This window comes from Microcoleus pseudofavosus SVA1_A4 (genome assembly GCF_036700565.1).
GTDB lineage: Bacteria > Cyanobacteriota > Cyanobacteriia > Cyanobacteriales > Microcoleaceae > Microcoleus.
On record NZ_JAUBPE010000126.1, the window covers coordinates 1 to 12,706 of the forward strand.

Genomic DNA, 12,706 nt, shown 5'->3' on the forward strand with positions numbered 1-12,706 from the left:
TTTAATAATTTCAGGAATCGCGTATTAGCTTGCTTTTGTGATTAGATAAACTTATAACCATAAGTTCAGGAGAACCCGTTAGACTTTAACACCGTCCCCTAAAGCTAAGCTTTTTACCCCAATCTAAAATCTAAAATTGATATGACACCTTAATTTGTTAAAGTCGAATGTTAAGCTGGCCTCGTTCGACTTTAACACCGTCCCCTAAAGCTAAGCTTTTTACCCCAATCTAAAATCTAAAGTCTAAAATCTAAAATTGATATGGTTCACCAACCCCCATCCGGTGCAAGAGATTTATTGCCCCTTGACGTTGCTCAAAAAATTTCGATCGAACGGCGCTTGCAGCAGGTTTTTCACCGCTGGGGCTATCACCGGATTATTACTTCTACTCTAGAACGGCTGGAGACTTTGATGGCTGGGGGTGCGATCGACCGATCGACCTTAATTCAACTGCAAGACGCCGAGGATGGAGAACTCGGTTTGCGGCCGGAATTGACAGCATCGATCGCCCGGGCGGCTGCAATGCGGATGGCGGGGACTCGCTGGCAGCCTCAGCGCCTCTACTACAACGCTAACGTGTTCCGCAAAGGCCCAGATACTGGCTCAGGCGGGCAACAGGAGTTCTATCAAGCTGGGGTAGAGCTGCTCGGCGCGGGGGGGACGGTTGCGGATGCGGAAGTGCTGCTGCTGCTGTCTGAGTGCTTGCAGAGCTTGGGAATTGATGACTGGCATTTGGTTTTGGGAGAAGCGGGCTTGACTGCAAGATTGCTGGAACCGTTTCCGCCAAACGTGCGCCAAAAAGTTCGTGGGGCGATCGCCAATCTCGATCGAATAGCCTTGGAAACTTTGCCGCTGTCAACAGAATTGCGAGAAAGAGCACTGCTGTTATTTGACTTGCGCGGCCGCCCAGAAGAGGTGTTGCCAATTGTTGCCAAGCTGGATTTAGATTTGCCGCAGCAATCCGCGTTAAACAATCTCAAATCTGCGATCGAATTGCTGCACCAATGTCAATCAAAAATCCCCAATCTCAAATCTCACATTCACCTCGATTTGAGTTTAATTCAAACATTTGACTACTACACTGGAATTGTGTTTGAAGTTGTCAGCAGCAGCAAGACAGGACAGCGAGTTTTAGGACAAGGGGGACGCTACGACCAACTGTTGGGACTGTTCGATCCTCAAGGGCAAAATTCCCCCGGCATCGGGTTTTGTCTGAATATTGAAGATTTGCACCAAGTTTTGCTGACAGAGGGGCAATTGCCCGCGGAGACACCAGCTAGCGAATGGTTGGTTGTGCCTCAAACTCCTGAAGCTGGGGCGGCGGCCTTTGATTATGCTCGCAAACTCCGAGAGTCTGCTCACCTAGTTCGGGTGGAAATAGATTTGGAGAGTCGGGAGACGGAGGAGGCGGCCCGGGAATACGCGCGCGATCGGCGAATTGCTCAAATTGCTTGGGTAAATGCCGAAGGATTGCCAACAATTGAAACGGTAAATTAAGAGCTGCTAGAGAACACCCAAAGCCCCGACTTATTAGAGAAGCCGTGGCTCTAACAAACATTGTACAAAAAACGTAAAAGAACTGATTTTTTACCCTAAATCCAGTGCTGTAATGGCGTTTTTCCATACAAAAACCAGGTTTCTGCATCCCTGAGTAAGATCCTCTATCGGTTTTAGTTCGTGGTAGCATTGCGATCGTTAGTTTCCAGTAGAAGAGTAAAAGTAAAAAATGCTGTTTAACTCCACACTGTTTTTAGGATTCCTGGTAGTTGTGGTGTATGTGTATTACTTACTGACACCGCACTACCGACGTTGGTTTTTGCTATTGGCTAGCTACTCTTTTTATTGGGCTTGGAGCGTACCATACTCAATTTTAATGGTTGGCTATACCCTGCTGGCTTATAAAACAGCTCGAATCATCGAGGATTCGACTAAACAGAGAAACCGAACTACGGCCTTAATTACTTTTCTGGCTGTAGTTATTAGCACTCTGTTTGTGTTCAAGTACGCAAACTTCTTCTTAGATTCGAGTTATTCGCTGTTGGGATTTAGGCTTTGGCCTCAACTGAACCTGCTCTTACCTCTGGGTATTTCTTTTTACACGTTCTCAACAATTAGCTACATAGTCGATGTCTACAAGGGCGTTACCAAGGCTCAAAAGTCAATCCTCGACGTAGCGCTGTACGTGATTTTCTTCCCTAGCCTGCTGGCTGGGCCGATCGTCCGCGCCGAGGTGCTCATGCCCCAGTTTGCCTGTGATTCATCGGTAGACTGGATTGCGATCCGCAGCGGTATTGCCCAGATTGTCTGGGGGATGCTGAAAAAAGTTTATGTAGCTGATTCGATCGCACCAATAGCCAACGAAGTTTTCGCCAGTCCAGAAAATGTTTCCGGGCTGGGGCTTGTACTGGGTACATTAGCTTATACCGTTCAAGTCTACTGTGACTTTTCGGGTTATTCGGATATTGCGATCGGTTCGGCTCGCCTATTGGGAATTGAACTGCCGAAAAATTTTGAGAAACCTTATTTAGCCTATAGCATTACTGATTTCTGGCGCAGGTGGCACATTTCGCTGTCAAATTGGTTGCGCGACTACCTCTACATTCCTCTAGGCGGGAATCGGGGCGGCAATCTCCGCACTTACGCGAACCTAATGATTACGATGCTGCTGGGAGGCCTCTGGCACGGTGCTGGATGGAACTGGGTTGTTTGGGGAGGTTTGCAAGGAGCAATGCTCTCCATTGAACGAGCAACTAAACTTTCATCTAAGCCAACTTCTAAAATGAACTATTTAATCCGCTGGCTGATTACCTTGTGTCTAATATGTACTTCTTGGATATTCTTCCGGGCCTCGGATTTGAACAGTGCGGTTGTAGTATTGCAGCGGATATTGACCTTTGCTGACGGGCGGATACCTATTGACTATCGGCCGCTGTTCTACATGGCAACAATTCTGCTAGTTGAATGGTGGGATTTGAAGCAAAAATGGATGAGTTGGACACAAAACCACCCAAATTCGCTCAAGTGGATTACTTGTGCAATGGCGATCGCGCTGATGTTTACCTTCGCCGGTGCTTCAAGTTCAAATTTCCTTTACTTCCAGTTCTAATCGGCTTGAAAAATTATGAGTCAGATATTTAATGACAAGGCAATTGCAACTTTAAAAACCACTGTTCGCTACATTGCTGTGGATTTGTCGAAGGTATTGTTGGCATTTGTATTATTAGAAGGACTCCTGCAAGTGAGTGCTCCTGAGTATACCAATAATGTTTTCGATCGGGAATTCACAGGCGGTCATTCCATCGCCGTTAGCAGTCCCGGCAATCGTGGTCCTGTGGTGCCGATTAAAAAAGCTCCAGGCGAGTTGCGAATCCTGGGAATGGGAGATTCCACCACCTTCGGTACTGGGATTGCTGCTGAAGATACTTGGCCAGCTCAGCTAGCAACTATTTTTCAGAAAAACGGTACTAAGGCAACCTACATCAATAGCGCTCTAGAGGGTTATTCACTCAAGGAAATCAACACAGTTTACCGCAACCTGTGGTCTCAGTACCAGCCAGATTTAGTGGTACTGGCAGTAGACAACAACTTGGTCTCGATGACGTGGTTTCGGCGCGATGACAAATCAGTCACTGCAAACCCTTATCTGCAGCCACCAATTGCCAAATCCAAGCTGGCGGGTCTCAAAAGCCAGTTCAAACTCTTAGCTACCCCGTCTTGGCTGAAAATCAACTCCCAAAAATGCTTGTACTTCTTGGGTTTGGCAAACAACAACGTGAAACCGAATGTTCCTTTGGGCGCAACCCTAGCCTTGGGTTGGCAGCAGGCTGATTTGCCTCCCGATGTCGCCGAACGTGCTTGGAAGCAATTCGAGACGGATTTGAGTGTACTCAGGGACTCTGTGGCTGCTGACGGCCGCTCTTTGGCTGTAGTTTACTTGCCTACTCGCTTTATGGCTTTTGACGGTTTTTCTGATAACGAACAGCAAGTACCTAGACAGCGGCTGACTATTGATGCGGGTAAGCGACTTGGGGAAATTAGTAAGTCTCTTGGTTTACCCTATGTCGATTCTACTGAAGGAGTTCGCCGCGGGCGATCGCAAATTGCTCAAAAAGAGGGTCGTTTTTCCCCGATGTATATTAAATTTGATACGGTTCACCTTGACAAAGACGGTCACAAAGCTGTGGCTGAAGATTTGTTCGGGCTGCTTGGCAAATCGAATCAACCTCAATAACGTCGGTTTTCAATGTTAAATTAGAAGAAAAACTGAGGATTTAGATTCCACTCCAAGTGAAAAGTTATTTCTAGTTCGTCCACCAAATTTGAATAATTGAGAACACTATGGCACACACTATTGTTACGAATATTTGCGAGGGAGTTGCTGATTGCGTTGGCGCTTGTCCGGTTGCTTGCATTCACCCCGGCCCCGGCAAAAATGTCAAGGGTACTGATTGGTTTTGGATTGATTTTGATACCTGCATTGACTGCGGCATTTGTTTGCAGGTTTGTCCTGTCGAAAATGCGATCGTTCCAGATGAGCGGCCTGAGTTGCAGCAAACTCCTTCTTGATTTAATTAACTCTTTTTCCCCTTCTCTTCTCTTCTCTTCCTTTGTGTCTTAAGCGTCTTCGCGGTTCGTTAAATTTATATCGGAACTTTTTTAACGAACCGCAGAGGCCGCAGAGGACACAGAGAAGAAGTTGAGAAAGAACGAAAAAATCTAACGTTGAGATATCTTAAGTGCAGGTAATTAGTTATGCTACTTTTAGATCCAAAAACTCTCGCTCCAGCGACTGAACAGCGCATAATTCTATATGATGTGACTTGGGAGCAATACGAGCAACTTTCTGATATGTTTGTAGATGAATTTCCCAGGATGATCTACTTGGAAGGAACGTTAGAAATTATTATGACGACTTCGCCAGAACACGAAAGGCTCAAAAAAATTATTGCCCGGTTGATAGAAACCTATGCGGTTGAAAGGCTAATTAATCTCAACGGTTATGGAAATGCTACATTTCGCCGCGAAGCTGTGAGACGGGGTGCAGAACCAGATGAGTGTTACTGCTTGGGTACACTCGCAGAAATCCCTGATATTGCGATCGAAATTGCTCTGACTAGCGGTGGAGTTGACAAACTAGAAGTGTATCGCGGTTTGCAAGTTCCTGAAGTCTGGTTTTGGGCTAACGATCAATTTTCTATTTACCACTTGCGGGAGTCTGGTTATGAGTTAATTTCCAGCAGTGAATTTTTTCCTGAGTTAGACTTTTCTGTATTGAGTCAATATGTAGGATATGTTAACCAAACTGAAGCTGTCATTGCTTATAGAACTGTTTTGCAAACAGCTACAAGAATGTCAAATCAATAGACATCTCCAGAAAAGCCAGTATTGAACAGGCAAGAGGCCTGTTCCACAATTAAAAAAAGCCGATCGCACTTTACAAAAAAACTACAATAAAATCTACAATAAAATCCCATGCAGCCGATCGCACTTTCCGACTCTCAAATTTTATCCATCCGCACCCACGCCGAAAGCGCTTATCCTGAAGAATGCTGCGGTTTGTTGCTCGGTCGAGTTACAGCAGGTGTTAAAACTTTAGTAGAAGTTTGGCCGACTGACAATGCTTGGAGTGCGGAAGCTGAGGAGAATTGGCCCGAACAAAAAGAATTGACAGAAAGACGCAGATATGCTATTAGGCCCGAAGATATGTTGCGGGCGATGAAACACGGGCGCGATCGCACTCTGGATATTATCGGTATATATCATTCCCATACGGATTGTCCCGCAGTGCCCTCAGAGTGCGATCGGGCATTGGCCTGGGCCCAATACTCTTACATCATTGTGTCCGTCCGACAAGGCTGTTGGGAAGACATCCGCAGTTGGAGTCTTGACGGAGAGGGGAACTTTCAAGCAGAGGAAATTCTCGCAGGGGAACCGACTGAGATTAAGAAATAATTAGTAAAAATAACAAACACGTAAAAATGCGAAAGATTTAGATAGGATATAATTCAAAATCTGCGCTACACACAATATCATGCTAAATCCTAATCTGGACGAGATCCAGCTCAACAAACAAGAATACGAACGCTACTCTCGCCACCTGATCCTCCCAGAAGTTGGATTGGATGGGCAAAAGCGTCTCAAAGCTGCCAGTGTGCTCTGCATCGGTACGGGAGGACTCGGTTCGCCGCTGCTGCTGTATTTAGCAGCCGCTGGTGTTGGCCGCATTGGGATTGTAGACGACGATGTTGTAGATCATTCCAATTTGCAGCGGCAGGTGATTCACGGCACTTCTTGGGTTGGGAAACCGAAGATTGAATCTGCTAAAAATCGGATTTTAGAAATTAATCCTTTTTGTCAAGTTGATTTGTACGAAACTCGTATTAGTTCCAAAAATGCGATCGACATTGCCACTCCTTACGATATCATCATCGACGGGACGGACAACTTCCCGACTCGCTATTTGATGAACGACGTTTGCGTGCTTTTAAACAAGCCCAATGTCTACGGTTCCATCTTCCGATTTGAAGGGCAAGCAACTGTTTTTAACTACGAAGGCGGCCCGAATTACCGCGATTTGTACCCGGAACCCCCGCCTCCTGGGATGGTTCCTTCTTGTGCTGAAGGTGGTGTTTTAGGCGTATTGCCGGGAGTAATTGGCTGCATTCAAGCAACGGAAGCTATCAAAATTATTTTGGGTCAAGGCACTACTTTGAGCGGCAGACTGCTGCTTTATAATGCCTTAGATATGACATTCCGGCAGTTGAAATTACGGCCGAATCCAGTGCGCCCAGTAATTGAAAAGTTAATCGATTACGAACAATTCTGCGGATTGATGCCACCAACAGCAGAGGAAGCCAAAATCCAAGTTCCTGAGATGACTGTCACAGAACTTAAGCAGTTAATCGACAGCGGTGCGAAGGATTTTGTATTGTTAGATGTTCGGAATCCCAACGAGTATCAAATTGGTCAAATTCCTGGGTCGGTTTTGGTTCCTTTGCCGGATATCGAACACGGCGAAGGTGTCGCTAAGGTCAAGGAATTGTTGAACGGACACCGCTTGATTGCACACTGCAAAATGGGCGGGCGTTCTGCGAAGGCTTTGGGGATTTTGAAGGAAGCTGGAATTGAGGGGATTAATGTTAAGGGCGGGATTACTGCTTGGAGTGAAGAAGTAGACTCGTCTGTTCCTCAATATTAAGCTCAATCTGTTTCTGGGGCGGGCGATTTTGTCCGCCCGGAAGCGGAATTATTGGGGTGGCAACTGTTTATTTCTAGTTAGTAGATTCTTGAACTTTGCCCCCAACACAACCAAAAGCCAAACCCCAAACCCCGCACCGATACTAATCAACAATACCAACACAAAAGGATGAATTTCTACCTTAATTAAAGGCCAATAAAACTTCTGACTCGGCGGGTCTTGTTTAATTAAATAAGGAGCACTTCCAGCCACCACCCCGGCTACTCCCAAACTAAAGCCGACAGCTTGAATCGTAACTTCTAATTTCGCGTCCCGATAAGCTTCTTCAATGGCGACAACTCCTCGAATTGCTTCCATTGCTTTGTCTAGCAAGCCCGTACTGTGTCGGAAGTAACCCAAATCTGCCTTGATTTGCTCTTGAAACTGCGGGCAAGTCTCTTGGCTGAATAATTTTAAAAACTTTAAATCGCACTCTCGATCATTATACTTTTTTCTAGCTTTGATGTCAAGACTTATTTGATTTAATTTATCTTGGTAATTTTTGGCATTAATGGCGATCGTATTTTGGCGAAATTCCAAATCCATCAGCAACCGGGCATAATTCACAGCCCGTGGTGGCATCTCGATAGTCTTGCGTTCCAGATATTCCAATTCCTCTGGCTTTAAGCCAGTACCTTTCAATTGGCGCTGCGGCGCTGTATCGCGCTGCAAATAGCGAAAAGTCTCGTTGATATCCTCGGTAATTTTTTCGTATTCTTGACGGATTTGATAATAGTAGGCGCGGCTTTCCTGATAAGCCTGAATAGTTTTATTGCGGTACAAGAACAAGTCCAAAAAATCGCTGTACCGCGAATCCCAAATTTCACCAGTTGTCGCACTACTGAAAAACCAAATCAGAATGTGATCGCCAGCATTGGGATAACTGGGATTGCCATATTCTAAAATCGGACTGCCAAATAATTCGCCTTCACGGTAAAATTCTGGCAAGTCTTGACCGGAAATGAAGTTTTTCAAACACTTTTGGGCTAAACTTTGCAAATACTGCGAATCTTCCTCGGCTTCCTGTTTTTGGTCTGGACTCAGCCAAGCTGTCAGCAGCAGAGTTTGACCGAAATAACTATTAACCGAATCCCGCAGTAAGCAGTTATCGGGATTCAAATCCTGGAAGATGCTAAGGTCAACATCAGGTGTTTTAGTACCATTAGTTTTTTCGGGAACGCGGATGTTTAATCCCAAAGCATAACTGTCACCAATTCGCAGCATTTGAGCAAATCCTGCGAGGGAAATCTGCTGGTTGTGATGCTGAATCTCCTTATCAAAGGGTAGAGATTCCCGGTTGTTGACCTCAGCTTTCACAATCAGGTTGACACGCCTTCCTTTCGGTTGACTTGTTTGGTTTTTGTATAAATTGCGATCGTTAAATTCCGCAGGGACTCTGAGTTTTTCTTGGAGGATTTCGTTGCACTTGTACCATAGATGTTCGGGATCGATCGCAGGATTTGAGGTTGGTGGTAGGGCTGGTTGTGGGGAATGGGCAGGGGGATTTGAGGTTGGTGGTAGGGCTGGTTGTGGGGAATTGGCAGGGGGATTTGAGGTTGATGCTAGGATATCCCAGACATGGAAAGCAAATAAATGAACGTTGGGAGCATATACTGTACTAATTGGATTCATTACTGGTATTTGCACTATTTTCCTGGTCTTGTTTCAGTCTTTCTTTGTAAGCATTCATAATGCTTGCAGGTACGATTTTAGTGAGATTTTCCAGGGGTTCTTGGGTAGTTGACAGGGGTTGAGGCGGATCGGAGATTTCTCGCCGACTAGCCATGATTAATTCGTCTCCCAATTCGCGTTGTATACACCAAGTTTTGATAGTATCGTTAATAGTAGATTCTTTGCCTGCTAACTTGGTTATTTCGGCGGCTAAATTCGGTAAATCTTCCCATGCTTCCGGTGAAAAGATTGCGGGAATTTCTGTCAGCAAATAGATAAAACTAGCGATATCTTTGTAATCTTTGTCAATTTCCACAGGACAATTCTCCGTTAATAAAATGTCAGTTATAGCAACCGCCAAGGTGGTTAGGATGGTTCCGGTCACTGACCGAAATATCCTAGTATCCCGTAGCGCAGAATGCAGCCCAAAATTTGGGATTGCGAAAAGGTGGTTTATCTTCTGGCCAGTAGCTTAACCGTTTGTTGAATGCTGTCATCCATGTTTCATCTAATTTTAAGGATTCAACCCAAATTTTCAAATCCTGTTTGCTGACGGCGCGCATCCAGTTTTGGGCAGCATTGACAGCAACTGCAACGAACCTTTCATGGTGCAACTCCTGATAAAATTTTATCATAAAAATTGCCGTTGCCAAGTCATCGACGCTCCATAAGGTGCTGACAACATTCAAACTCCCAGCGTACAAGAAGCCGCTGGGTAAACCAATGTACTCATCGGTGATGGCGATGGAGTCGGTTAACCCGGTTTCGCAGGCGGAGAGTGTCACCAGCCTGCACTGCGATAGGTTTAATTCTGCGAAGATTTCTTGCAAAGTTAGGCATTTTTCGGGGATGGCTTTTCGGCCGTCGCGCATGATGACAGGGCGGTCATCTGCATTTTGATTGTTGGTTTGTTCGATGGAATCGGCTAGGGCGAGAAGGGATAGCAGCGGATTGTCAAAGTTAAATAGTCCGTGGCAGGCAAAATGGATGTAGCTGGCATTTGAGATGGTTTCTCGGTTTTCGGTGAAGGCGATTTTTGTGGCTTGTTTGTTGATCAGAATGTCGTGGGATGTGAATCTGGTTTTGATGGTTGCTACTTCCATATCCGCGTTGGATAAATCTTCGGTGGGATTCTGGATGGCAAATAATGGCTGGTGTTCGGGTGGGGGAGATGTGCGGGTTTTGATGCGGGTTTGTACGAGTTTCAGGAGTTGCAAACTGGGTGCGTATTTCACACCGTTGGGGAAGCAGTCTAACAAGTACCTCGTAGGGGCGGTGCCCCCGTGCCCGCCCTCTGATGTGAATTCTAAGGCGTGGAGGGGGAATAGGTGCAGGTAGCGGTGGGGAACTAAGATTAGTTGTTGGCAATCGGGGGGGATGTGGGCGACTATCTCGTTTAGCTGCAAGATTTCGGAGAGTTTTTGGAGTTTTGTGGATAGGGTGTGTTGCCAGATTCGGTTTTGTTTTTCGTCGCCTCGGTATTGTTCGAGATAGTTGTTTTTCCAGGTTTCTAATTGGGCTATTTGAGTTGTGGTGTAGGTGACTAATTCGATGTTGTCGCGGGTGATGATGAAGGCAGAACCTCCCCAGCTATCATCGGAGTTGGAGTTGTTGGTGGTGATGCTGGGATCTGATCCCCCCCAGCCCCCCTTAAGAAGGGGGGAGTTAGAATTGCCGATGTACCATTCTATGATGGCTGTTTTTGGATCTAATGTTTTCTGGAATTCGCCGATGTCTATGGGTTGGACTTTTTGAGTTAGTTTGAATTCTGGTTCTCGCTGTTTGAATGTTTCGAGGAATTGTTCTAGTTGCTGTAATGCTGTTGCTAAATTAGTTTGTTGTTGTTGAGATGATTCGGGACTCTGACTGCGGGTTTGGGTTGTGCGTTTTCCGCCGGAATTTCCTATTTCTCCACCGCTTTCGGGAGGAGGAAATGGGGTTTCTGTTTCTAGGAGTTGTTGGGAGGCGGCAATTTGGCGGCGCAGGTTTTGGAGTTGCTGTTTCTCGGTTTCGGTTGCTGTTTTGGGGTAGATTTCGCTGTTGGTGAAGAGTTCGACTAGGTAGCGGGATTTGCTGCGTTCGATTGTTTGCAGGGCTTTGTCATATTGTTGGTGGTTGATGCAGGATTGCATCATTTTTTCGTAGACATCGAGATTTTCTTCGATGATTTCTCGTTTGCGGTTGTCGGAGGTTATCCACTCGCGGCTTTGTTCGACTGCTTCGATGGCTTTTTCGTAGCCGAAGATGGCTGTTTCCCACACACTTTCTGCAAATCCTAAATTGCCTAGGCTTCTCGCCGCTTCGAGACAGCTAAGGGGTAAAGTATCAGGTTTGAAGATTTCTAAAGATAATTCAAAACATTTTATAGCCTCTGGAATTAGTCCTTTTTTCTGATAAGCTTCTGCTAAATTATTTTGAGTCATCGCCCAATCTTGGGGAAAAGCGGCGCGGGTACGAACTAATAATGCCAAATCACAACAGGCGATCGCCTTTTCGATATTCTCGGCTTTGTCTTCCCTGATTCTGTTTATGTAAGCTTCTGCTAAATTATTTTGAGTATCAGCCCAATCTTGGGGAAAAGCGGCGCGGGTACGAACTTTTAAAGCCAATTCATAACAGGCGATCGCCCTTTCGAGATTCTCACCCCGTTCTCCCTTGATTCTGTGACAATAAGCATTTGCCAAATTATTTTGAGTCGTCGCCCAATTTTGGGGAAAAGCATCGCGGGTACGAACTTGTAAAGCAGCTTCATAAAATGCGATCGCCCTTTCGAGATTCTCACCCCGTTCTCCCTTGATTCTGCTATAGTAAGCAGCAGCCAAATTATGTTGAGTCATCGCCCAATCTTGGGGAAAAGCATCCCGGGTGTAAACTTCACTAGCAGCTTCAAAAAAGGCGATCGCCCTTTCGATATTCTCACCCCGTTCTCCTTTGATTCTGCTATAGTAAGCAGCAGCCAAATTATTTTGAGTCATTGCCCAATATTCGGGAAAAGCATGGCGGGTGTAAACTTGTAAAGCTGCTTCATAAAATGCGATCGCCCTTTCGATATTCTCACCCCGTTCTCCTTTGATTCTATTTCTGTAAGCAATTGCCAAATTATTTTGAGTCATCGCCCATTGTTGGGGAAAAGCATCGCGGGTGTAAACTTGTAAAGCAGCTTCATAAAATGCGATCGCCCTTTCGAGATTCTCACCCCGTTCTCCTTTGATTCTATTTCTGTAAGCAATTGCCAAATTATATTGAGTCATGGCCCATTGTTGGGGAAAAGCATCGCGGGTGCCAACTTGTAAAGCAGCTTCATAAAATGCGATCGCCCTTTCGATATTCTCACCCCGTTCACCTTTGATTCTGTCACCATATTTAATACCTAGACTATTTTGAAACATTGCCCATTTTTCTGAGTAAGCTTCGCGAGTAAAAATAGTTAATCCTATATCCAAACAAGCAATCGCAATCTCTATGTTGCTTGCCCGACTGCCTTGCTGAAAACTTGAAAATCTTTGATTTAAATTGTATAAAATCTTAGCACGATTGTATGCTTGGTCTGCATCCAAGTTTCCCAGAATTTGAGTTGCCCACTCTCGCAGATATCGGGCAAAATCATCGTCTAATAATTCGAGATTGGCTTGCAGAATGGCGGTTTCTTCGTCGCTGGGACAGGTGAGGAGAGATTGAATCAGGGTGAGATAGGCTTGGTGGCGTTCTTCGTTCATTTTTTAGGCGTTGCTGAATTGATGTATGATATAGCGATCGAGAGCAAAGTTGACGAAAAACAATGAACAGAAAATTAGAGTC

10 protein-coding genes are annotated in these 12,706 nt (G+C 45.5%); 7 read left to right on the forward strand and 3 right to left on the reverse strand.

Annotated features, from left to right (window positions below; translation table 11 throughout):
* Positions 1-261: 261 nt before the first annotated feature.
* The 7 genes from QUA02_RS31670 to moeB all read left to right on the forward strand — a co-directional run bounded on the left by QUA02_RS31670 (position 262) and on the right by moeB (position 7,198).
* The gene (locus QUA02_RS31670) at positions 262-1,497 is read left to right on the forward strand and encodes an ATP phosphoribosyltransferase regulatory subunit (RefSeq protein WP_333033640.1); all 1,236 of its coding nucleotides are present in this window, start codon (positions 262-264) and stop codon (positions 1,495-1,497) included.
* Positions 1,498-1,726: 229 nt separating this feature from the next.
* Positions 1,727-3,106 carry an MBOAT family O-acyltransferase gene (locus QUA02_RS31675; RefSeq protein ID WP_333033641.1) on the forward strand — a complete coding sequence of 460 codons (1,380 nt, stop codon included), beginning with the start codon at positions 1,727-1,729 and terminating at the stop codon, positions 3,104-3,106.
* Between the two features lie 15 nt (positions 3,107-3,121).
* Positions 3,122-4,231 carry an SGNH/GDSL hydrolase family protein gene (locus QUA02_RS31680; RefSeq protein WP_333033642.1) on the forward strand — a complete coding sequence of 370 codons (1,110 nt, stop codon included), beginning with the start codon at positions 3,122-3,124 and terminating at the stop codon, positions 4,229-4,231.
* Between the two features lie 107 nt (positions 4,232-4,338).
* The gene (locus tag QUA02_RS31685) at positions 4,339-4,566 is read left to right on the forward strand and encodes a ferredoxin family protein (protein ID WP_333033644.1); all 228 of its coding nucleotides are present in this window, start codon (positions 4,339-4,341) and stop codon (positions 4,564-4,566) included.
* Positions 4,567-4,752: 186 nt separating this feature from the next.
* Positions 4,753-5,364: a Uma2 family endonuclease gene (locus QUA02_RS31690; protein WP_333033646.1), complete on the forward strand. Its 612-nt coding sequence runs from the start codon at positions 4,753-4,755 to the stop codon at positions 5,362-5,364.
* 108 nt (positions 5,365-5,472) lie between these two features.
* On the forward strand, positions 5,473-5,952 hold the full coding sequence (locus QUA02_RS31695; protein WP_333033647.1) for a M67 family metallopeptidase: 480 nt from the start codon (positions 5,473-5,475) through the stop codon (positions 5,950-5,952).
* A gap of 79 nt (positions 5,953-6,031) precedes the next feature.
* Positions 6,032-7,198, forward strand: coding sequence for a molybdopterin-synthase adenylyltransferase MoeB (gene moeB, locus QUA02_RS31700; protein WP_333033648.1), 1,167 nt, complete (start codon positions 6,032-6,034; stop codon positions 7,196-7,198).
* A gap of 48 nt (positions 7,199-7,246) precedes the next feature.
* Here the strand turns inward: moeB and QUA02_RS31705 are convergent, their stop codons facing one another.
* The 3 genes from QUA02_RS31705 to QUA02_RS31715 form a co-directional block, all read right to left on the reverse strand.
* Entirely contained in the window at positions 7,247-8,869 is a 1,623-nt protein-coding gene (locus QUA02_RS31705) for a hypothetical protein (RefSeq protein ID WP_333033650.1), read from the reverse strand.
* Positions 8,856-9,224 (reverse strand): hypothetical protein, encoded by a 369-nt coding sequence (locus tag QUA02_RS31710; RefSeq protein WP_333033652.1) that lies wholly within the window; start codon positions 9,222-9,224, stop codon positions 8,856-8,858. Before QUA02_RS31710 ends, QUA02_RS31705 begins: the two co-directional genes overlap by 14 nt.
* A gap of 82 nt (positions 9,225-9,306) precedes the next feature.
* Positions 9,307-12,624 carry a CHAT domain-containing protein gene (locus tag QUA02_RS31715; RefSeq protein ID WP_333033654.1) on the reverse strand — a complete coding sequence of 1,106 codons (3,318 nt, stop codon included), beginning with the start codon at positions 12,622-12,624 and terminating at the stop codon, positions 9,307-9,309.
* Positions 12,625-12,706 lie beyond the last annotated feature (82 nt).